This window comes from Solibacillus ferritrahens (assembly GCF_037027585.1).
GTDB classification, from domain to species: domain Bacteria; phylum Bacillota; class Bacilli; order Bacillales_A; family Planococcaceae; genus Solibacillus; species Solibacillus ferritrahens.
Genome location: NZ_JAXCLE010000006.1, coordinates 64,403 through 84,629, shown reverse-complemented (window position 1 = coordinate 84,629; position 20,227 = coordinate 64,403). Strand labels below are relative to the sequence as shown.

Below are 20,227 nucleotides of genomic sequence, written 5' to 3'. Positions count from 1 at the left end.
ATCGCTTTTTCATTAAAAATTCTCTTTATCGAATATTTCAAGATCTATAATGCGCGCACCTTGCTTTGTAATAGCGGCTTCCAGCTCATCAACTGTAGACTGTTTAGCACCTTTAGTCAAAGTCATGATAACACGGCGCAAATAGGTAGTATCGTCATCCATCGAGAACACACAATGTAATGGCCATACCTTTTTAACTGCCGTTAGCACTTTAATTAATATGCCATCCGTATCCGGTAGCGCAACTGTAATCGCACAGCTGCCTGTTCTGTAACCCCATGCTTCTTCCAATAGCTCGAATACTTTAGAATGAGGTAAAATGCCTGAAAAATTGCCTTTTGTATCAACTACGGCTAGGTATGGTAGTTGCTTAATGGAGTGAAACACTTCAAAAAACGAACTGTTTTCATGAATGAAAGCATCGGCTTCTTCTGTTAGTACCTTTACCGGTGACTTCATATCGCCATCTTTTAATTTATGTTCGAGCAATTCTACTTTATAGATATTGCCGATAAATTTTTCGCCGGCTTCGTCCAGCACGGGAATGCATCGGTAGCCATTCTCATTTAATTGACCAAGTACATCTGAAATCAGGTCAGTTTCTTTAACATAGCTTACGTCTTTCTTTTTAACATACTTTTGTTTAACAAGCATTGTGTTACCTCCTTTGGTGTTCTATCTATTATTTTAATAGTAGATTCCTAATTACGAAAGTTATTTTTTGAATATTTTGTAAAATAAAACGATACGTTATTTATAAAGTTCATAATATATATACGCATATGCTAAATCGAGACATTTCTGATAGTTTGTCAGGTTGTTTTCCTTATTATTGACCGAGGCAAAATAGATGGCCTCCAATGCGCTGCCGTTCCTTGGATATTGCTCTCGGATTCTTGAAAACACCTTCGCACACAGCTCATCGGTAACCTGTTCAGATAATTGGATAATATAGCCGATTGTGGAGGCGTCAATTCTTGTGCTGGTAATAATCGCCTGTTTCATTTCCTTCATCATTTCTTCATTAATTAAATAAAGAATGTCATTAATGCTATCCTCTTCGCATGTTAGTATTTTGCAATCCACCAATACTAGTGTATGCCCATCATTGTCTATATTACTCAATAGACACTTTCCTGCAAGTTTAAATCGCGATAACGGAGAAAGGAAATGTTCATCCTGTTCATACTCATTGTTATAGGCAGCTTTAATATACTTTTCCATATAGCGCTTGTCAGTTTCGATTTTTCGGTAAAACCGCGCATGAAACTGCTCCATTTCCCGAGAGATGCTATCCTCATTCAGCATTCTATATGAGTCGGTAATGAACGTATAGCATTCCTGAACTAAATCTTTATTTCTTTTTAAATTCATGCAGACGACTAGCACTTCATGCAGCAACTCTATTGCTGTTTCATATTCACCTTTTTGATAATGTATTTTCCCCCGAAGTACACGGATATGTAAATCAATGCGGGAATCCTTTTCCACTTCATATCCGGTAAAATAGCTATTATATAAACTTTCAGCATACTGAACTTTATTAAGATGGAGCGATATTTCAATATGAGCAATAAATCGTGTTATGAAGTACCGCTCATCATCTACTGATCCCATCTTAAAAAAGACTGCTGGGAGTTTACTCATTTGCCATAATATATCACTCGGCAAAACTTCCTTCTGTGCTGAAGTGTAGTTATTCATAGCAATTGACAGCAAGGAGTAATTTTCAGATTGGAGTGCATAGCTACTCGCAATTTTATAAAAGTTTTTCGCCTGTTCGAAATTCAGACTAAAATAATAGCAATGACCAATAACCAAATAGAATATGGTTAAACAATCTTTTAAGTTGTCCTTGAAATAAGGTTCCTGATCTATTAGACATTGTAGCAACTTCATATTATGGTTCGACAATATAAACGGCTGACTATCCAAGAGTATGAAGTCATTGATTGTTTCGATATCGCCCTCTTGAATGATGTATGTAAAAATTGACTCAAACGCCTCAAATTGGGCTTCACACGATGGAAATTGTTGTGATCGATAAAATTCAAGCTGATGTATTGTATTCAATCGTTCTACCATGGATTCGCGGACCTCCTACTCCTTTATAGCTACTAATTCAAATAGCTCTCTTTTTGTAATTGTAAATTGATCCATAAAACGTATTACTTTTAATTTCCGTTCTGTATAGGTCGCTTCATTCTGTTCCAAGTATTGGCGCATACTTTTAATAATCATTGTTTCGATTAGTACCAGTTTCTTAGGGTAATGTTCATAAGATGAAAACCGATCATTGAAAAGTTGCTTCGAGCTGTTTTCAAATTTCATGTATAAGTCGCATTCCTCTTTTGGCAGTACATCGAGCAACTCACTCAAAAAGTCCAAAAACAGATTCACTGTGAGAACAGCAGCCATTAAGGCATTTGTATATGACCCGATTGTCGTTTTCTTCAATCGTTTAAATTTTGAACTGATCAGGACTTCATTCATCATAAAATTCCGCAATAAAAAGAGTAGCGCATGCTCGGAATTTATAATAGGTACTTCCTCGAAATAATAGTAAACCCAAATGTCACTTAAACTAAAATTTGCGAATGATAATGAATGGAAGTCTGGATGGATTAAGTGATAAAAGTAATCATAGTATTCAAGTTTTGAAAATTGGTTATGCTGTTGCTCGTTTAAAAGAAATAAAGAGTTGGATGCTTCAAAATATTTCAACTATATATCACCTCATCAATCATTTTATTCCATTATAATAGTTTTTTAACAAAAATATAAAAAATATTCGAAAACAAAAGGACATACCAGAAAGTAATAAACTTTCTAGTATGCCCTATATAATTAATACGCTAAACCGAATAGCGCTTTAATATGCGTCATATAACGAACATTTGAAGCTTCTTTCATTAGTGAAGCAGGTAATCCTACTAATTGAGTATTGTTAGCACCAATTGTAGCGATACCGTCTTTACGTCCTAAAGAACCTAAAGTACCTGAGTTTGTGAATTTGAATTCTTTTAAATCCGCACCTTTAATTTGAGCGAAGATGTTATAGCCTGCTACTTCACCTTGCTGCCATGCTACTTGTGCAGTTGGTGCATAAGTTGGACGGTCGCCCGGGTTAGGAATGTGTGCTGATGCATCACCGATTACAAATACTTCTGGGTGAGAAGTTGATTGTAGGAAATCGTTGATTGTCGCTTTACCGCGGTCTGCCGCTAAACCAGATTCACCTACGATTGGAAGTGGTGCTACCCCACCTGTCCATACCAATGTGTTTGCCACGATTGGTTCACGGTCTTTTAACTGAATAACATTGCCTTCTACACCTGTAACAGGAGTTGATGTGATAAATTCAACACCACGTTTTTGTAATGAAGTTGTCGCACGCTCGATTAAGTTATCCGGGAATACTGGTAAAATTTTTGGACCTGCTTCAACTAGCTTGATTTTTAGGTCTTCGAATTTCACGCCGTATTTCTCCGCTACTTTCGGGAAGTGGTCAACGATTTCACCAACAAGCTCAACACCTGTTAAACCGCCACCGCCGATAACGATTGTCGCATCTGCTTCATCTTTAGTTTTAGCGTATGCTTTAATACGAGCTTCGATATGCTCGCGAATAGCGTTTGCTTCATCTACTGATTTTAATACGAAAGAGTTTTCCTCTAAGCCTGGGATACCGAAGAATCCAGTTTGGCTACCTAAGGCAACTACTAACGTATCATATTGTAAAGTTTTGCCGTTAGAAAGTGCAACTTCTTTATTATCTACATTGAAGCTGTTAACTTTTGCGATTTCAAGGTTAATATCCAAGCCTTTGAAGATTTTTTCAAGTGATAAAGATACAGCACCTTCTTTAATTGTTCCACCAGCAAGACGGTGTAATTCTGTAATAATTTGATGTGTTGGGAATTGGTTTACGACTGTAATACGCGCTTCATTAGTTGTTAAAAATTTGCGAGCTGTTTGTGCAGCTAATACACCGGCAAACCCAGCACCTAAAATAACGATTTCTTTAGTTACCATGATCAATATCCTCCAATAAATAGATTATGCAATTTATTTTGTTTCTTTACGTTCAGCAGCTACTTGTAAAAATGCGTTTGCAAAACGTAATGCCCCTTGTACTTGAGGGTCTTTCAACATTTTTAATAAGCCAAAAACACCTACTGTTTCATTGCTTACTTCAGCACGGTCTTTCGCTTCAATTGCAGTTTGAGCAATAGATTTTGCCGTTCCTACTACTGGACTTGCCATTTCAGTAACTGCAGCTACTGTATCATTTTTCAGCGTTTCATCTGTTGCAACACTTGTTGCGAAGTCATACGCTTTTGTTAATAAAGTTGTCATTTCAGCTAATTTCGGTAAATTATCTACCAACGTAGTTAATGAAGCCTGTACCTCTGGCTTTAATAGTTGGTCTAATACGTCTAATTGTTCTTGCGTAACAGACACTTTTTCTACCTGCTGATTGTTCATTTCTGACATAATAACTCTCCTTTGCCAACACCAATATTTTTTCTAACGAAAGTTCATACTTAATTGTAATTACTTTCACATTCCCATTCATTAAGCAACGATAGCACAAAGAATCGCTTGTTACAATTAGAAAAATGAAATAAAATTAGGAAAAGTTAATTAATCGAATATTCTGTAATTTAATCCGATTAAAAAATTTTATTTTTATGTATTTTAAGAGATATTCTTGGTTTTTTCGGGTTGAATTATTCTTTTATATTTTATTTTCATGAAGTATTTTTTTGCGATAATTTTTTTGAGGTAAATAAATTTATGCTGTAATTAATAAGAAGAAACTTACTAAAAGCGGAGTGCAACAACTTAGAAATATTTGCGCAAAGATCTTAATCCAAACCGGAAATGAGGCGGAGCAATGTATTATAAAGAGTTATATGTATCCAATGAAAGTAAACCGTTTCCTGCGACGATTCGAAACTATCGGGAAGAGGATTTCGCTGAATTAATCCGCATTCAAAAGGAGTGTTTCCCCCCTCCATTCCCCGAAGAATTATGGTGGAATACGGAGCAATTAAAAAATCATACTGAACTATTTCCAGAAGGTGCATTGTGTATTGAAGTGGAAGGAAAACTGGCTGGCTCTATGACAGCCTTGCTTGTCGACTTTGATATGAATGAACCGCACCATACATGGGAGGAAATAACAGACAACGGTTATATTAGAACTCATAATCAAAACGGCAATACACTTTATGTAGTTGATATTTGTGTAAGTCCTGGCTATCGTAAGTTAGGCTTAGGAAAATGGCTCATGTTATCGATGTATGATATAGTCGTCCATCTCAAGTTGGAAAGATTATTAGGAGGAAGTCGGATGCCCGGCTACCATCGTTATGAAAAAGAGCTTACACCAGAATTATACGTTCAGTCAGTAGTTAACGGCGATATAAAGGACGCTGTCATCTCTTTTTTGCTGCACTGTGGACGTATACCTGTTCAGGTCATACCCAATTATTTGCAGGATGAAGAATCCTGTAATTACGGTGTTTTAATGGAATGGAGAAATCCGTTTAAATAGGTTTATTACTTGAGCTATTTTTGAGTGTTACTTATAATCTCTACTCTGTTTCCAAAAGGGTCTCTAAACTCAAAACGTTCAAAATTGGGAATAGGTACTGAATCTAATATTTTTATATCATTTTCAACTAATAATTCTTTCCAATAGGATACATCTTCTACCTCATATGCTAAATGGGCTTTCGTTGATAATCTGTTAAATCCATCTTCTGTTCCTACATGCACCTGTGTACTACCAACTTGTAACCAAAAGCCCCCTCTTCCTTGAAGTGAATCTGGCTTTTTAATTTCTTCTAACCGTAAGACATGGCAATAAAAATTTTTTCCTTCTTCTTCGGCACCTTTTGGTATCGTAATTTGAGCATGATGTAATCCAAGAATCATATATATCCCCCTAAATATTAAGACTGTAATTTTATTATATGTTATATGGTATATAAATAAAATTATGGGTTATTTATGAAAATTCATAAGTATTTCTTATTGAAGTATGAATGCCGTCCTAAAATAAGGGGAGATTGTTCCGTTATTTAAATGATGTAGCTCATTTTCAGGTTAAATAAGGGAACGTTTTACCGTTATTTCAAATAAAATCGTGGAATTTCTTGTTTTTTAGATCAATAACGGAAATCCCTTCCCTTATTTTTACTATTTTTTATTTTATTTTCGAAATAAGGGAAATTCATTCCGCTATTTATCTCATTACACAATTCAATCTCCCTACCCTATCACCAAGCAGTACAGACTTCATTAGAAAATCTTATTTTTATGCAAATTATATATAACTACTAATTCCTACTAAATAAAAAATAGACACATCTCCATTGAAGAAATGTGCCTGAAATGAATTTTCATATTTAATTTCGTAATCAATAAAATCTCTCGGAAGCTCTATACCTTGGAGGCTACTCCAATAAAAGTACCTATCCATATACCCGCTAAAATAATAAACGATATAATTCCAAGTCCCATTCCTTCCCAGCCACCAACGCCAATAATGCTATAAATAAATACTACAATACATATTAGACTTATTACAGTAGAGATAGAAAATATAGATTTTCTTGAAACTTTACGAGATGTAATAAATATCCCTATTGCAGCCACAATTCCGATTAGCAATAAAGGCGTCCATCCATCCAACATCAAAATATCCATTTAATTCCCCCTTATAGAAAATTATAACATTACAGTTTACCTTATTCATTTATTAGTTATATTTTCTATTTGATTTTCCCTTTAACTAGTCCTAGAAGTCGTTGGCTCGGAATAAAATGCAAGGAAATCATTTTCTTGGGGGGCTATTCATGAATTCTATTTTGACGTATGTCTTTTTAGGCATATCTATGGCTGCAACAATTGGACCTGTAAAAACCGTTTTATTAAATACGGGTTTGAAAAATGGCTTTTTTCATGCCTGGTTTTTCAGTCTCGGTGCCTTAACAACTGACGTCATTTATATGTTTGTTGTTTATTTCGGGATTGGACAATTTATTGATTCGGAATTATTGAAAACGATACTTTGGTCTTTCGGCTGTTTTGTCCTTTTGTATACAGGTATAGAAAATCTTCTATCGCTACATAAAATTGAGATGGATTCAAATACCAAAAAAAGAACACGTCTTAGACAATCGATTATGTCCGGTTTCTTCATGTCGCTGCTAAACCCGCTAACGATTCTTTTCTGGCTTGGGATATATGGCTCCATCCTTGCAAAAAATGCTGGTACAACTACAATCTATCAAATCATTATACTTAGTATCGCCATTTTAGTTGGTATTATTTTAGTGGATTTCCTTATGTCCTTTTTCTCCAGTTTCGCGCGAAAATTATTATCCACGAGGCTTTTGAAAATCGTTTCCTTCGTTTCAGCCATATTAATGATCGGATTTGGACTTTACTTCGGCAAAATGGCTTTTCATTTGTTATTTTAATGCATACGGACAACACTTAAATTGTTATATGAAAATCTTGTCAAATAATTAAGGCGCATAAAATGCCCGAAATGTAACCATACCTTAATAAATAATCAAATTAGTCGAGGTGTGGTAATGGACAAAAGTAAGGTTCAAGTAAGTGTCTGGTGCATTGTCAGTTTAACTTCAATTCCTCTAATCATGACGCTGGGAAATTCCATGCTTATACCAGTGCTCCCGATACTCGAAGACAAGGTCGGGATCACATCATTTCAGTCAAGCATGATTATTACAAGCTATTCTATTGCGGCAATTTTCCTTATACCTGTAGCAGGTTATTTATCAGACCGATTTGGAAGGAAAATGGTAATATTACCTAGTTTAATCCTCGCTTTAATCGGTGGTCTTATTGCCGGGTTTGCTTCCTGGAAAATGGATGACCCGTACATGATGATCATTATTGGTAGGGTTATTCAAGGAATAGGTGCGGCCGGAGCAATGCCGATCGTAATGCCACTTGTAGGTGACCTATACCAGGATGATGATGAAAAAATAAGCTCCACCTTAGGAATTATTGAAACGTCCAATACGTTCGGGAAAGTGTTAAGCCCCATTTTAGGTTCAATATTTGCAGCTATTTTATGGTTTCTGCCCTTCTTCTCTATTTCAGCGCTTAGTTTAATTTCTATTGCACTTATTTTTTTCTTTGTTAAAGTCCCTAAAGAAAAAGATGAACCCGTAAAATTCAAGAAATTTTTAAGTAATACGAAAGAAGTTTTCAAAGAGAAAGGCAAATGGTTGTATACCATATTTTTAAATGGTGTACTCGTTATGCTGATATTATTCAGTATGTTATTCTTCTTATCCGACAACCTCGAAAAAGTTCATGATATAAAAGGTGTTAAAAAGGGTTTTGTACTAGCTATCCCACTTTTACTATTGTGTATTTCTTCTTTTATTTCTGGTCGTAAAATTAAAGGCGACTTGAAAAGAATGAAAAAAATAATTATTATTTCGTTAATTGCTATGTCTACAAGCATTGTTTTCGTAGGTTATACAAGCAAAAACCTCATTCTTTTGCTCATAGTAACAAGTATAGTCGGCATCGCCATTGGAGCACTCTTGCCTGCACTTGATACAATTATTACAGATAACATCAGAAAAGAACTAAGAGGCACAGTTTCTTCTTTTTATAGCTCAGCGAGATTTATCGGTGTTGCAGCCGGTCCCCCTATTATGTCACTCGTCATGAAAGACTATCTCAATGTCAGTTATATTGTGGCAGGTGTATTAGGATTTATCCTATTATTTGTTGTATTTAAATGCATTAATGTCGAGGAAATTGAAAAATCCAAAGAAACAGCATAAAAAATAAGGACCTGACAGCTTTTTCGGCTGGAACGGTCCTTAAAATTATTGAGCTTTCAAACTGAACAGAATAAGGGAAATGCCGGCAAAAAGACATATTATTCTAGTCATTGAAATTTTCTCTGCCAGACCTAATAGAGCTAGTCCAGTTGTAACGATTAGAACAACCGGACCTACTAAAGCTAACATTGTATTGATATAAAAGGCCTTTTCCAAATCATTGAATTTAAACATTAAAGCGGCAGCCGTCAATTCAATACTTCCTGAAATAAGTCTTAAAATAATGATAATAAGAAGTGCCTTTTCAATAAATGGAACCACATCCCCTGCTATTATTCATTCATAACATATGCAGCTAACCTCGAATTTATATTAGCTGGAGAGCATTCTCTTTTAATCAGCAGATTCCCATACCTATGAGCATCACCATCATCCCACAATTACATATAATTCCTATATAACGTATAAATAATTCTCTTAAAACATAAAAATTTCTTGTTAATATAATAGAATAATTAGTTCATTTAATTCCAATTAATGTTAAAATATTAGCGGTTAAACCAATATTACCCATTGCTAGGATGCATTATAAATATTCGTTTTAGCCATTCATCATGGAGAAAGAAGGTACAGTAGTTATGTTCAAAAATTGGACGTTATTCGAAAAGGCTTGGTTAATCGTTTCAACAGCTATCATCCTCATTCTTAGTATATTATGGGACGATACGCTCCTAGGAACGATTTCATCTATAGCCGGCATTATTTGTGTTGTATTAGCAGCTAAAGGGAAAATCGGAACATATGTAGTCGGGGTAGTTCAATGTACGACATACGGTTACATTGCATATGGCTATGGATTATATGGTGAATCCATGCTGAATTTGTTATTCTATTTACCTATTCAATTTATCGGATTTTACTTATGGTTTAAAAATAAGAAATCCCCTGATGAAGCTGCTTACGGGGAAGAAATTTATGCAAAAAGACTAACAACGAAACAATGGCTATATACGGGTGCCGGAATACTAGTTGCATATATTTCATACTCGCTATTTTTATCAAGAATAGGCGCAAACTTGGCGGGGCTTGATGGTTTGGCCGTTGTTTTATCGGTAGTAGCTCAAATTTTAATGATTATGCGGTACGCTGAACAATGGATTTTATGGATTATTGTCAATGTCATTACGATTGCCTTATGGGCGATTATTTTAGTTCAGCAAGGCGGCAATGATTGGACAGTATTTGTCATGTGGTGTGCATTTTTAGTTAACTCAATTTACGGATATATTAACTGGATTAAAATTAGCAAGGCGCAAGGAGCTGTATAAAATTGAACTTTGGAGTACCAATCAGCGAATATAAAAATAAAAAAATCGGATTATATGGCGGTAAGTTCCTACCATTCCACAAAGGACATTTAAACTGTATTTTTGAAGCACAGTCTCTCGTAGATATTTTGTTCGTTGTCGTTGGTTATGATGATGTCTATGATAAAAGTTTATGTGAAAATACAGGCTTTGAATGGGTATCGAGTCGTGTCCGTGAACGCTGGATTACGAAGGAATTGAAGAATTTTAAGAATATACGTGTGCTTTCGCAATATGAAAAGCGCTCGGATGATTACATGAATGATGATTCCATTTTTGATTCGCACAAAGAGCTGCTATCTAAAATTGGCGGCAAAGTGGATGTAGTGTTCAGCAGTGAGCCCGAATATGAAGAATATTTCGCAAAATACTTACCGCAGGCAAAGCATCACATTATTGATACCGCAAGATCAGCATTCAACATTTCTGCAACAGAAATTAGAAAAAACGGTATTTTTCATTCTTGGAATTTCTTACCGCCCGCTGTTCGTGAACATTATGTAAAACGTATTGCTATTTGCGGCATAGAATCGGTCGGTAAGTCGCATCTTACTAAAATGTTAGCGAAGCACTTCGAAACTAACCATTTGGAAGAGTATGGTCGGTTATATTATGACGAAATCAATGGGTACGCCGATATATCGGAGCCATCGGACTATGCAGATATTGCAGCAGGTCATGTACATCTGATGAATGAAGCCAGCAAAAAGTCCAACAAGGTGTTGATGGTAGATACCGATCTAGTTTATACACAATTTTTCCATTTCATGGAGACCGGTGAGTATCACGAATTGGTTGATACGATGCTGAACTTGAAAGTAGAGAAAATCGATGAATATATCTTTATCGAACCCCACAACTTCCATGAGCTGGACGGCACACGCAGACCGGTTACGGATGTTGAGAGACAGAAGCGTAATAATCTCCTGAAATCGATATATGAAATGTATGGCATTAAACTGAAAATTGTCGATGAAATAGATCGAAATAAACGGTTTAATCATTGTAAGGAGATCGTAAGCAGCAGTATAACTGGGCATTAATAAATTTACCGCGAATTTTTACATTTCAACAACGGCTACTCCCCTGTAGACGCTTGTTGAAATGTTTTTTAATTAAGCAAAATAAGCGGAGATTTTACCGTTATTTGTTGACTGGAGCCGTTATCTTGCAGAAATAAGGGGAGATTTTCCGTTTATTTGAATTAAAAGCTTTCATTTTTATGTTTTTTGAACGAATAACGGTAATTTCTACCGTTATTTTGGCCTTTTTTTAATTTATTTTCTGAATAAGGGAAATTTCTCCGTCTATTTCATCAGTTACCTGCCCTACCCGTAGATGCATCCGGGCCAGATCATCCCAATACCGCTTATAAATTATTTAACCGCTATCCAAATTGTCCATCTGTCTTTTTCCACGATGTTTTGATCAGACGAGATTGCTTCATCTATATACTCAATTAATAATTTTAATTCCTCATCCGTTAGCTCGTGTAATATACTTCTTCCTGTTCTCTCACTTAAATCTTTTAGTAATTGCGCTTTATTTGTATATTCTTTTCTAGTTTCCCATAACTTAATTTCCTGAATCTCTGTAAATCCAACATCAGTAAGTGTTTCTATGACAAATTCACTGCTGTATCTCCGTTTCGTCTCGCTCTCAATTAATTGTGGAAAGCGTTCAAAAAAATATCCCCTAATATGATTCGCATCACCTTTTAATAAACAATCTTCCGGTGTCCGGTCCTGGACGATATAAATTCCTTTTTCTAGCAACAGTCTATAGGCCTCTTTGAAGCACATTTGCAAATCCTGTATATGATGGATTAACGCTCTTTCCAAAATTAAATTGTATTCGTTACTTTCTAAATCAGTTTGTAGGGCATTCCCTAATTTGAATGATATGTTTGGATACTCGTTACAATTTTCTCTAGCAGCTTTCAGTATTTCCTCGGAATAGTCGACCCCTGTAACAGACATTACGCCCATGTCAGATAACACTTTCGAGTAAATCCCCCCACCGCAGCCTATATCCAACGCTTTAGGAATATTGTTGAAATTTACTAACTCCTCCATAGCATGAATCCATGAACTATCTGCCTTTCGAGTTGAATAAGAATATCTGTTTTTTTCATTATGAAAATCAATTCCCACTATAAATCCCCCTTGTCTTTTATTTCTCCGCTCTGTTTGTATAATACTTCAACAAAAAAAGCGCTGAATCCTTTTTGGATCAACGCACTTAAAAGATTACTATAGGGGCTAAAAGAAATAATACCAAGTTCCGTCTCCTTACGTTATGGATAATTAAATTCTTAGTTATCGCTTATAGCCTGGCTGTTCCAAACTAATAGGATTTGGATTACTGAGTACCCATTGCACTGCCAGTTCGCAAAGTCTCGTAGGATCATTATTACCGTTATGCAGTTCTTTCACTAATGTTTTGACCTCCTGAAGAGTTGCGGGATGTAAAGGCGTACCCATGCTAAAGTATTGATCTAAGCTGTTAAGCATTTTACGAAATTGATTATCCCAGTTGACACCACCATTATCCAATATTTCATAGGATACTTTACCGGTAATACGAATCACTTCACCCTGTACAGTTTTCGCATGCCCTTGTGAAGGAATTAATAAATTCCATAGTTCATTATGTTGCGCCTGCCATCCTTTTGTTTTAACTGTTATTGGAGAGGAGTCATCGTGAGTTATCCGTTTCTCTACTGGAGGAACATCAAATAGTTCATATAGATGTAAAAGTGCCTCATCTGTTTGATTCAAAAATTCTGGATTAAAGCCTTCTCTGTAAAATTCAAACTCATTTCCAATTCGCTTAATAGAGTCTTTCATTTTCTGCGTTTTAGTTGCTCCAGCTTTAAGCAAGATGTCAGCAACTTTCGCCATATTGACGATATCTATGTTTCTACAAAACGACAAAGCTTTTTCTAAAGGCGTCTGTTTCTTTTTATTTTCTGCACTGATATTTGCACCTTTGGCAACTAATATGGATACTGCATTTGGATTAAATGAACCTGCTGCGGCAAATAAAGGTGTTTCGTTTTGATAATCATTTGCTTCTATATTTGCACCTAACTCAAGAAGCAATTCCGTATTACCGCGCCAACTTTTTGCATGATTATGTAGAGCTGTTTTTCCGTAACTGTCACTAGCATTTATATCCGCACCCTGTTCCACAAGCCAGCGAACCAATTCATCCGGTATATTGAAAAAGCTTAAAGCAGTTGATTTACTGTAACCGCCACGGGCATCTAATTCGCAATGCACAAATACTTCTTTTAATGCTGAAATATCACCCGCTTCAATTAGTTCACTGAAATTTTTCGGTAAAGTTTTTTTCTTCTTCCCCATCCCAGCATCTCCTCAGTTCAAATTTTTAAAATTACGTTAGTTAACACTTACATAATACTCCCAAAGAAAATGCTATAAATCGAATTTCAACTTTACTATCTTGGCAACTTCTTCAGCACTTAAGTTCGTATTGTTAATCTTGATGTAATTTTGGAATAAAATTTCATCTTCTAAAGAATTTAGTCTATGTTTCTCCATTGTGCTTCTCAAGTCATTTTCAGACCATTCAATATCTCTTTTTTTAGGTTTATGCTCCAGCCTATTTTGGGTTTTATTCCGCTCAAGTCTCTCGTCTAAGTCAGCTTCCAATTCTACATAATAAACAGTGCCTCCTCTGGACTCGAAAAGCTGGGAAAGTTGCTTTACATAATCCCAATCCGACTCCTGATCAAACATCCAGACGTAAGTAAAGATCATTCCATACAGATTACTTTTTGAAACCTCTTCAAAAATCTCCTGACGAAATAAATTTACTAATCTTTTCCCTTCTTTTGTACTGTAATCAAAAAAATGAGTAACTAAATCAATTGTCATATGGTTATGAAACAGTTTTAAATCTGTTATTTTAGCTAGCTCCTGCCCAACTGTCATTTTACCAACCGCCTGTGGTCCAAATATATGTATCAATTTCATAAACTTCCCCCTAATTCAATATAGTACAACTTCAGTACTCCAATTCTATAGCATTTTCCATATATTACAATTCTTTTTTATAAGGAAAATTCCTTCTTCCACTCATCTGCTGCATTAGTAGTAAAAAATCACCAACCCTCGTCATTATACAAATTTCGCTCTCATTTAAATGAAACAATAATTCTCCTAGTTATTTTGCCTTTTCTAAATTACAATATAACAAAATGGAAGATTTAAACATTTATAGAATGATGTAAAAAGGAGCGCGTTAATGCGAAAATTAACTTTAATAGTATTAGTACTTCTGTTTTGTTGTGCATCAGTTGTGTCTGCAAATGAGGATGTGTTAACACCTTCAGGAATTCCTTATTCTGAACTGAAGGACCGGGTGGATGAATATGTTTCTGAATATATTGGGACATCTTCTGCTGGAGCTAATGTATTAATTATTAAGGACGACGAAATTATCATGAACACGTCCTATGGCTTCGCAAATATTGAAAATCAAATTAAAGTTACACCAAATACTGTGTTTGAGTGGGGTTCTGTTACGAAGCTTCTTGTATGGACCAGTGTCATGCAGCTTGTAGAGCAGGGAAAATTAGAATTAAATGAAGATATTCGCACGTATTTACCAGAGGGATTTTTAACTAAACTACAATATAATGCACCTATTACGATGTTAAATCTTATGCACCATAATGCCGGGTGGGAGGATCGTTTTATCGATTTATTCTATAAATCAGCAGATGAAATAAAACCTTTGGAGGAAATGCTTCACATTGTTACGCCTTATCAAATTCATGAACCAGGAACTATAGTTGCCTATTCCAACTATGGTGTAGCACTGGCCGCTTTCATTGTCGAACACCTCACTGGACAGCCATTTTATGAATATGTAAATGAACATATATTTTCTATTTTAAATATGAACGACACATCGATTCACCCTAAACAGCAAGATAACCTAAATATAGCTACAAAAAGAGATGCAGTTCTTGGATATCGTAGTAGTGAAGGTGAGTTAAGTATTTCAAAAAACGAGCGTATCTTTATTGGTTTGTATCCAGCAGGTAGTGCAATTGGTACTATAGGGGATTTAGCTAAATTTATGATGGCCCTTATGCCAGGAGATGGTGAGAATAGCGCGTTATTTCAAAGTAACAGTACATTGGATGAAATGTTAACGACGAGTGATTTCTATAACAATGGTTTACCACGAAATGCCCATGGTTTTTGGAGAGGTCTTTATGCAGTAGATGTATTAGGGCATGCAGGAAATACTGATAGTTTTTCTAGCAATTTTATCTTTTCCAATGAAAACAACTTAGGTTTAATTATCATGACCAATCAACAGAATGAAGTAGAGCTTAGTTATGGCTTACCAACACTCCTATTTGGAGAATATTCACCAACAAACGTAACTCAATCCATGCCCAATGTAGAGAATCATAAGGAAGGTTACTATTGGGCGAGGCAACCTTATAAAGGTTTTGGCAAACTATATGGAGTATTCACCCTTAATAGATTTGAAGTACCAGGTCCAAACAAAATGAATGCTTTTGGAGGGACGTATAAACAAATTTCCCCTTCTCTCTATCAATCTACAGATGGTTCTAATGATTATCTTCATGTAACGTTGAACAGTGGTCAATTTGAAAAAATCTCAACGCTAACAAGTGATATGTTACCGATCTCTCAAAGTTCAAAAATCTTTAAGCTGCTCAGTATCGTAGCTATAACTTTTAGTATTCTTTATTCAGTTATTACACTCCTAATCAGTTTCATCCAATCCATAAAAAACAGAAATAAAACAGCTCACACTGCAATTTCGAAAAAATGGGAAACGATACTACTTTTAGCGAATATCATACCTGTTATAAATGTAATCATTTTATTTTATAGAACACTAAATTACACTCCTTATGCCCAACTAAGAATTCATTTTTTGATTAATTATGCATATGTGTTCGTAGTTGCAGTTTGTATAGCAGCACAGTTACTAGAGTGGCGAAAAAAGACGATACTACGTGGTCAAAAAATTCGCATTGCACTTTGTTGTTTCTCCTCACTGCTAATTATCATCTTAATTTTCGGCTGGGAGCTTTATTATTAAACTGAAAAGGATAGATAAAGTTGATTTCTATACTCTACTATCCTTTCTTACCTTTCCAACTCAATATATTCTCTTAGTAATTTCCACTCATTACTTTCTTTTCTCCATACAAACATACATTGAGCATAATAAGGCACTCCATTTATTAAATTGGTTTCCCTGCCCAAAACTAATATTTCATTTTCATTATTGCGTTTAGTAATTGACACAGCTTCAAAGCTTTTCTCGGCATTATCCATTTGTCTTAGTACGCTGTTAAGATCATAGTCATAGTAATATACATCCGGCTTATCTAAATTTGAATGTGCCCAATACCCTACAAAGCTCTTTGACATATAATCTCTAATCCCATCACTGTTCTTACTAACAAAACCATCATTCCAAGCCTTAAAATAACTATTTAACAAATCCTTCACGAAGTCCATTCTTATTCCCCTTTGCTTTGATTCCTCGATAGTAATAATTTCAACAAAATGAGCATTAACCCTTCTTTTATCAACACCCCATTTGCTTAAGTATACAATTTATCTCCCTATATAAAAGGCACTTTTAATGAAAAAAGAGCCGATTCTTGTAAGAGAATCGCGCCCTGTATCGACTACTAATTAATTTTATTTTCTTACTAGTTGAGGAAAAAACTTCATACAATTTTAAACAAAGGAGCATGAAATTATTATGTTCCTTTGTTTTCCACTTCACCCTTCGACCAAATAACCAGCCGCGAATAGGGCATTTAAATTCTCTTGGTGCTTTTGCTCATTTCCTTCTTTCGCTATTACTACTTCTCCGAAATACGGTTTTCGATACAGATAAACGAGTGTAGAACCACACTTACTAATATAAGCATTTTTATAAATATCTAATTGATACCCTAACTTATTCAACATCCGACTATCAACAAAATCATTTACTTGCAACATATTTAGTATCAACATGGCTAGTTCCCCCATTTCTTGTTCAGTTTCAACAATTACTTTCTTTAGCAGACTAGGCGTCTTCGCAAATGGTTCATAATAAAAACTACCGTAATCCTTATTACAGAATTGCATTTAAGGTATATCATATGCTTTTTAATAGCTCTGCAATACCTTTCAAAATTTGATGTTATTGCATTGTTAATTTGATAGAGCAATTATAAACCGTTTCTATACCATACCCAGTTTTTGAAGAAAATAGGCAATCCCTTATGAATAGTTGATCTAGCCCTATTGCTGAAAAAAACGCAATTTTGCTTCAAGAATCGTGCCAATTAGAGGCCTTAACAATTTTGTTGTTCTTTAATTAAATCTAAAAGACCTTTAGGAACAAGTCGTAGTTCATCGTTTTGAAACCTACTTATAGGTAATCGCATAATTTTGAAGGTGTTCCCGTCACTTTCCTTACCTTCAAACAATGCCTCTGTATAAAAAGTTGAATCAACAAAGTCGGCATCATATACTTGGACAATCTCATGACCTACTTCTTCGTTAAAAGTGAAAATATTTTCAACCGTCCCTAAATATGTAAGATTAAAAATTTCGGTTTCAATTTCTTCTCGTACCTCTCTCATTAATGCTTCTGTGCTTTTTTCTCCGTATTCAATTCCGCCTCCTATAGGACGGTAAAAATACTCACCTTTTACTGAATCATAGCCCTCTGCAACAAGAATGGAGTCGTCTTTTTGAAATATACAAATAACCAGTGCTCTTATTTTTCCTTTTTTCATTGTAATCCTCCAAATTATTAATCAATAATCTTTAGTTGTTTCGATTCACTTACGAATAATTCCTTCTTTTATTCCACTTATTCGACCAATCATGAAAACGAGCGCGAGTCCTTGTTACAGAATCGCACCCGCATATTGGATAAGAATTATCATTCTGGAACCTTTAATTTCAGGCAAAAGCTACTTATTTAGGGGAAATACAATTGGGTCAATTTCGTATGGTGCCATTACAGGTACCAATGGTCTATTTCCATCGCTGTCTGATTTACCAACTGTTAAAACATGAACTGTTGGTGTAATAGTGATGGACTTTGCTCTATTATCAAAATCACCTAGAGTTAATCTAGGAAAGCTTACATTACCGAGAAAATCAGTACTATGACCAGTATCTCGATAGTGAATGAAGTTTTGTTTATTTCCTAAATCATCTGTTACATTATATTCAATAAGTACACCTCGGAATTCATCATCTTCCTTCGAAACCAGACGTTCGTCTACCAATTCCGATAAATAAAATGTACTCGAGATAGGCGTTTCAGTCTTTTTTATAAGTGTTATTGCTACCCCAGTGTCTTCAGTGTTGTAACCGGTTCCGATTAAATTTTCCGTTTCGCTTTCTAAAGCCTGTAAAGCGAATTGATAAGACCATTCTCCAGAATTTTGTTGTTTCCCATTATTCAAATTTCTAACTGAGTTCCCTTCCCATGAAACATTTATTTTACTAGGCTTAGGACCTTTGATTAATTCATTTACATAAAGAACGGCATACTCATTCTCACCAATTTTTTTAGTTAAATAGTTTTCAGAGTATCCATTATGTTCATACGCTCCATTAAATTCTTCTACTATGAAATCTCCTTCTAAAATTGGTCTTTCTCCTAGATCCTTTTCACTTTCAATTGTATATGCTATTGCAACATTTTCACCGTCATAAACTGCATCTGTTAAGGTAATATTTATACCATTACTTTCTTTTGAAATACCGATATCAGTCGAATAATTGCTATACTCTCCAAAAACATAACGATCATCTTCATTAAACAATTCAAAAACACTACCGATAATTGGCAACTTGGCAGCATAGGTTGGAAATGCAATACTTAAAGTGAAACTAGAAGCTAACAAAAGGGATGCAGCAACGGCTATATTTCTGAATAAGTTATTTTTCTTTTTGCCTTTCAGAACATTTTTTTTAATTCTAGCCTTTTCCAATTCGTCTACATCCATAGGTTCAATGTCCATTTCGATTTTTAAATCGTTTAATTTACGATAAAATTTTTTCAAGAGAAAACGCCTCCTAAACGTAATTGTTGAAGTCTTTTTTTACCACGATATAAGCGATTATCAACTGCTGCCTTTGTTAAGCCTAGTTGATGAGCAATTTCTTCATTTTTCATATTTAAAAAATATTTCATAATGAAAATGTCATGATCTATCTGATCCAATTTTTCCATGAGTATTAATAATTCATCCATCATGTACTTAGAGAAAAATTCATCCTCTGCCGATTTCACTTCGGAGCCATTCACGGTTAATTCGACAACCTTTGGTGAATTTACCGATCTCCTTTGTATATCAATCGCTTTAAATTTGGCAATCGTACAAATCCACTTACTGAAGTCCTCTTGGTTTCCTTTAAACTGCTTTGCATTTTCAAATGCTCCTAGAAACGTATCGCTTATACATTCCTCAATAAGCTGCGAGTCCTGGAAGGATATTAACGCATTATATATAATTGCTTTCACAATCCCAATATATTGGTCAATTACAAATTCAAGTGCATCTTCTCTTCCCTTCTTAAAATACTTGATAAAGTTCTCGCTCGTAATCTTCATACAATTAACTCCTTTGTCTTTGTAAGGGCCCTACACTTAATACATCGTATAAACCTAAAATAATTCTCATTATTCTAATTTTTTTATTTATGGAAACGCTAAAACATAAAAGATGAGAGATATCGAGCATAATATGAGCCTTTAATAAAAAAACACTTTCCTTATTTCAAGGAAAGCGCATGATTGTTGTTGAGTGATGTTCGAAAATGATTAACTAAATCAATCGTCATATGGATGCATTTTATTTAGTCAGCAAGTCTTATTGAAAACGTTTTTTTGAATACAATATTGTGGAAAAGCATTTCACCGACATCGAATGTAAATCTTTAAGATGATAGACTTCGTATTATACTCATA

General features: G+C 34.9%; 22 protein-coding genes. 6 read left to right on the top strand and 16 right to left on the bottom strand.

Annotation, left to right across the window (positions count from 1 at the left end; genetic code table 11):
• Window positions 1–12: 12 nt before the first annotated feature.
• From cbpA to SNE38_RS07725, 5 genes are all read right to left on the bottom strand, one after another.
• Window positions 13–654 (bottom strand): cyclic di-AMP binding protein CbpA, encoded by a 642-nt coding sequence (gene cbpA, locus SNE38_RS07745; RefSeq protein ID WP_191703530.1) that lies wholly within the window; start codon window positions 652–654, stop codon window positions 13–15.
• 96 nt (window positions 655–750) lie between these two features.
• Window positions 751–2,085 carry a dehydrogenase gene (locus SNE38_RS07740; protein ID WP_336046238.1) on the bottom strand — a complete coding sequence of 445 codons (1,335 nt, stop codon included), beginning with the start codon at window positions 2,083–2,085 and terminating at the stop codon, window positions 751–753.
• Between the two features lie 15 nt (window positions 2,086–2,100).
• Entirely contained in the window at window positions 2,101–2,724 is a 624-nt protein-coding gene (locus SNE38_RS07735) for a serine protease (RefSeq protein ID WP_191703532.1), read from the bottom strand.
• 123 nt (window positions 2,725–2,847) lie between these two features.
• Entirely contained in the window at window positions 2,848–4,035 is a 1,188-nt protein-coding gene (locus tag SNE38_RS07730; protein WP_191703533.1) for an NAD(P)/FAD-dependent oxidoreductase, read from the bottom strand.
• 33 nt (window positions 4,036–4,068) lie between these two features.
• Window positions 4,069–4,497, bottom strand: coding sequence for a DUF1641 domain-containing protein (locus tag SNE38_RS07725; protein WP_191703534.1), 429 nt, complete (start codon window positions 4,495–4,497; stop codon window positions 4,069–4,071).
• 403 nt (window positions 4,498–4,900) lie between these two features.
• Here SNE38_RS07725 and SNE38_RS07720 point away from each other — a divergent pair, with 403 nt between their 5' ends.
• Window positions 4,901–5,563: a GNAT family N-acetyltransferase gene (locus SNE38_RS07720; protein ID WP_336046237.1), complete on the top strand. Its 663-nt coding sequence runs from the start codon at window positions 4,901–4,903 to the stop codon at window positions 5,561–5,563.
• A 14-nt stretch (window positions 5,564–5,577) separates the two neighbouring features.
• Here the strand turns inward: SNE38_RS07720 and SNE38_RS07715 are convergent, their stop codons facing one another.
• Together SNE38_RS07715 and SNE38_RS07710 are read right to left on the bottom strand one after the other, a co-directional pair.
• Entirely contained in the window at window positions 5,578–5,946 is a 369-nt protein-coding gene (locus SNE38_RS07715; protein ID WP_191703536.1) for a VOC family protein, read from the bottom strand.
• A gap of 507 nt (window positions 5,947–6,453) precedes the next feature.
• Complete coding sequence (locus SNE38_RS07710) at window positions 6,454–6,720, bottom strand: YesK family protein (RefSeq protein ID WP_191703537.1); 267 nt, start codon at window positions 6,718–6,720, stop codon at window positions 6,454–6,456.
• A 149-nt stretch (window positions 6,721–6,869) separates the two neighbouring features.
• Between SNE38_RS07710 and SNE38_RS07705 the strand changes: the two genes are divergently transcribed.
• Window positions 6,870–7,496 (top strand): LysE family transporter, encoded by a 627-nt coding sequence (locus SNE38_RS07705; protein ID WP_191703538.1) that lies wholly within the window; start codon window positions 6,870–6,872, stop codon window positions 7,494–7,496.
• 117 nt (window positions 7,497–7,613) lie between these two features.
• Window positions 7,614–8,846: an MFS transporter gene (locus tag SNE38_RS07700; protein ID WP_191703539.1), complete on the top strand. Its 1,233-nt coding sequence runs from the start codon at window positions 7,614–7,616 to the stop codon at window positions 8,844–8,846.
• 45 nt (window positions 8,847–8,891) lie between these two features.
• Here SNE38_RS07700 and SNE38_RS07695 read toward each other — a convergent pair whose 3' ends face one another.
• Window positions 8,892–9,167, bottom strand: coding sequence for a YqhV family protein (locus SNE38_RS07695; RefSeq protein WP_191703540.1), 276 nt, complete (start codon window positions 9,165–9,167; stop codon window positions 8,892–8,894).
• 293 nt (window positions 9,168–9,460) lie between these two features.
• On the opposite strand from SNE38_RS07695, the gene pnuC reads away from it, so the two are divergent.
• Window positions 9,461–10,174, top strand: coding sequence for a nicotinamide riboside transporter PnuC (gene pnuC / locus SNE38_RS07690; protein WP_336046236.1), 714 nt, complete (start codon window positions 9,461–9,463; stop codon window positions 10,172–10,174).
• 2 nt (window positions 10,175–10,176) lie between these two features.
• Window positions 10,177–11,256 (top strand): multifunctional transcriptional regulator/nicotinamide-nucleotide adenylyltransferase/ribosylnicotinamide kinase NadR, encoded by a 1,080-nt coding sequence (nadR, locus tag SNE38_RS07685; protein ID WP_191703542.1) that lies wholly within the window; start codon window positions 10,177–10,179, stop codon window positions 11,254–11,256.
• 333 nt (window positions 11,257–11,589) lie between these two features.
• On the opposite strand, the gene SNE38_RS07680 is transcribed toward nadR, so the two are convergent.
• The 3 genes from SNE38_RS07680 to SNE38_RS07670 all read right to left on the bottom strand — a co-directional run bounded on the left by SNE38_RS07680 (window position 11,590) and on the right by SNE38_RS07670 (window position 14,214).
• Window positions 11,590–12,366 carry a class I SAM-dependent methyltransferase gene (locus SNE38_RS07680; protein ID WP_336046235.1) on the bottom strand — a complete coding sequence of 259 codons (777 nt, stop codon included), beginning with the start codon at window positions 12,364–12,366 and terminating at the stop codon, window positions 11,590–11,592.
• 165 nt (window positions 12,367–12,531) lie between these two features.
• On the bottom strand, window positions 12,532–13,581 hold the full coding sequence (locus SNE38_RS07675) for an ankyrin repeat domain-containing protein (RefSeq protein ID WP_336046234.1): 1,050 nt from the start codon (window positions 13,579–13,581) through the stop codon (window positions 12,532–12,534).
• Between the two features lie 72 nt (window positions 13,582–13,653).
• On the bottom strand, window positions 13,654–14,214 hold the full coding sequence (locus tag SNE38_RS07670) for an AAA family ATPase (protein ID WP_191703545.1): 561 nt from the start codon (window positions 14,212–14,214) through the stop codon (window positions 13,654–13,656).
• A 271-nt stretch (window positions 14,215–14,485) separates the two neighbouring features.
• Here SNE38_RS07670 and SNE38_RS07665 point away from each other — a divergent pair, with 271 nt between their 5' ends.
• A complete protein-coding gene (locus SNE38_RS07665; RefSeq protein ID WP_191703546.1) occupies window positions 14,486–16,330 on the top strand; it encodes a serine hydrolase domain-containing protein in 1,845 nt (614 codons plus the stop codon).
• Between the two features lie 47 nt (window positions 16,331–16,377).
• Here SNE38_RS07665 and SNE38_RS07660 read toward each other — a convergent pair whose 3' ends face one another.
• The 5 genes from SNE38_RS07660 to SNE38_RS07640 all read right to left on the bottom strand — a co-directional run bounded on the left by SNE38_RS07660 (window position 16,378) and on the right by SNE38_RS07640 (window position 19,870).
• Complete coding sequence (locus tag SNE38_RS07660; RefSeq protein WP_191703547.1) at window positions 16,378–16,755, bottom strand: nuclear transport factor 2 family protein; 378 nt, start codon at window positions 16,753–16,755, stop codon at window positions 16,378–16,380.
• A gap of 270 nt (window positions 16,756–17,025) precedes the next feature.
• The gene (locus SNE38_RS07655) at window positions 17,026–17,379 is read right to left on the bottom strand and encodes a hypothetical protein (protein ID WP_225223738.1); all 354 of its coding nucleotides are present in this window, start codon (window positions 17,377–17,379) and stop codon (window positions 17,026–17,028) included.
• Window positions 17,380–17,588: 209 nt separating this feature from the next.
• Window positions 17,589–18,035 carry an NUDIX hydrolase gene (locus SNE38_RS07650; RefSeq protein ID WP_336046233.1) on the bottom strand — a complete coding sequence of 149 codons (447 nt, stop codon included), beginning with the start codon at window positions 18,033–18,035 and terminating at the stop codon, window positions 17,589–17,591.
• 180 nt (window positions 18,036–18,215) lie between these two features.
• Window positions 18,216–19,319: a DUF4179 domain-containing protein gene (locus SNE38_RS07645; protein WP_191703550.1), complete on the bottom strand. Its 1,104-nt coding sequence runs from the start codon at window positions 19,317–19,319 to the stop codon at window positions 18,216–18,218.
• On the bottom strand, window positions 19,316–19,870 hold the full coding sequence (locus SNE38_RS07640) for a sigma-70 family RNA polymerase sigma factor (RefSeq protein WP_336046232.1): 555 nt from the start codon (window positions 19,868–19,870) through the stop codon (window positions 19,316–19,318). Before SNE38_RS07640 ends, SNE38_RS07645 begins: the two co-directional genes overlap by 4 nt.
• Window positions 19,871–20,227: the final 357 nt, after the last annotated feature.

What these genes read in the sequence shown, in the direction of transcription:
- SNE38_RS07700 (WP_191703539.1), top strand. Translation starts at nt 7,614, where the DNA reads ATGGACAAAAGTAAGGTTCAAGTAAGTGTCTGGTGCATTGTCAGTTTA.
- SNE38_RS07660 (WP_191703547.1), bottom strand. Translation starts at nt 16,755, where the DNA reads ATGGACTTCGTGAAGGATTTGTTAAATAGTTATTTTAAGGCTTGGAAT.
- SNE38_RS07715 (WP_191703536.1), bottom strand. Translation starts at nt 5,946, where the DNA reads ATGATTCTTGGATTACATCATGCTCAAATTACGATACCAAAAGGTGCC.
- pnuC (WP_336046236.1), top strand. Translation starts at nt 9,461, where the DNA reads ATGGAGAAAGAAGGTACAGTAGTTATGTTCAAAAATTGGACGTTATTC.
- SNE38_RS07655 (WP_225223738.1), bottom strand. Translation starts at nt 17,379, where the DNA reads ATGCAATTCTGTAATAAGGATTACGGTAGTTTTTATTATGAACCATTT.
- SNE38_RS07705 (WP_191703538.1), top strand. Translation starts at nt 6,870, where the DNA reads ATGAATTCTATTTTGACGTATGTCTTTTTAGGCATATCTATGGCTGCA.
- SNE38_RS07640 (WP_336046232.1), bottom strand. Translation starts at nt 19,870, where the DNA reads ATGAAGATTACGAGCGAGAACTTTATCAAGTATTTTAAGAAGGGAAGA.
- SNE38_RS07675 (WP_336046234.1), bottom strand. Translation starts at nt 13,581, where the DNA reads ATGGGGAAGAAGAAAAAAACTTTACCGAAAAATTTCAGTGAACTAATT.
- SNE38_RS07725 (WP_191703534.1), bottom strand. Translation starts at nt 4,497, where the DNA reads ATGTCAGAAATGAACAATCAGCAGGTAGAAAAAGTGTCTGTTACGCAA.
- SNE38_RS07710 (WP_191703537.1), bottom strand. Translation starts at nt 6,720, where the DNA reads ATGGATATTTTGATGTTGGATGGATGGACGCCTTTATTGCTAATCGGA.
- SNE38_RS07720 (WP_336046237.1), top strand. Translation starts at nt 4,901, where the DNA reads ATGTATTATAAAGAGTTATATGTATCCAATGAAAGTAAACCGTTTCCT.
- SNE38_RS07670 (WP_191703545.1), bottom strand. Translation starts at nt 14,214, where the DNA reads ATGAAATTGATACATATATTTGGACCACAGGCGGTTGGTAAAATGACA.
- SNE38_RS07650 (WP_336046233.1), bottom strand. Translation starts at nt 18,035, where the DNA reads ATGAAAAAAGGAAAAATAAGAGCACTGGTTATTTGTATATTTCAAAAA.
- SNE38_RS07740 (WP_336046238.1), bottom strand. Translation starts at nt 2,085, where the DNA reads ATGGTAGAACGATTGAATACAATACATCAGCTTGAATTTTATCGATCA.
- cbpA (WP_191703530.1), bottom strand. Translation starts at nt 654, where the DNA reads ATGCTTGTTAAACAAAAGTATGTTAAAAAGAAAGACGTAAGCTATGTT.
- SNE38_RS07730 (WP_191703533.1), bottom strand. Translation starts at nt 4,035, where the DNA reads ATGGTAACTAAAGAAATCGTTATTTTAGGTGCTGGGTTTGCCGGTGTA.
- SNE38_RS07665 (WP_191703546.1), top strand. Translation starts at nt 14,486, where the DNA reads ATGCGAAAATTAACTTTAATAGTATTAGTACTTCTGTTTTGTTGTGCA.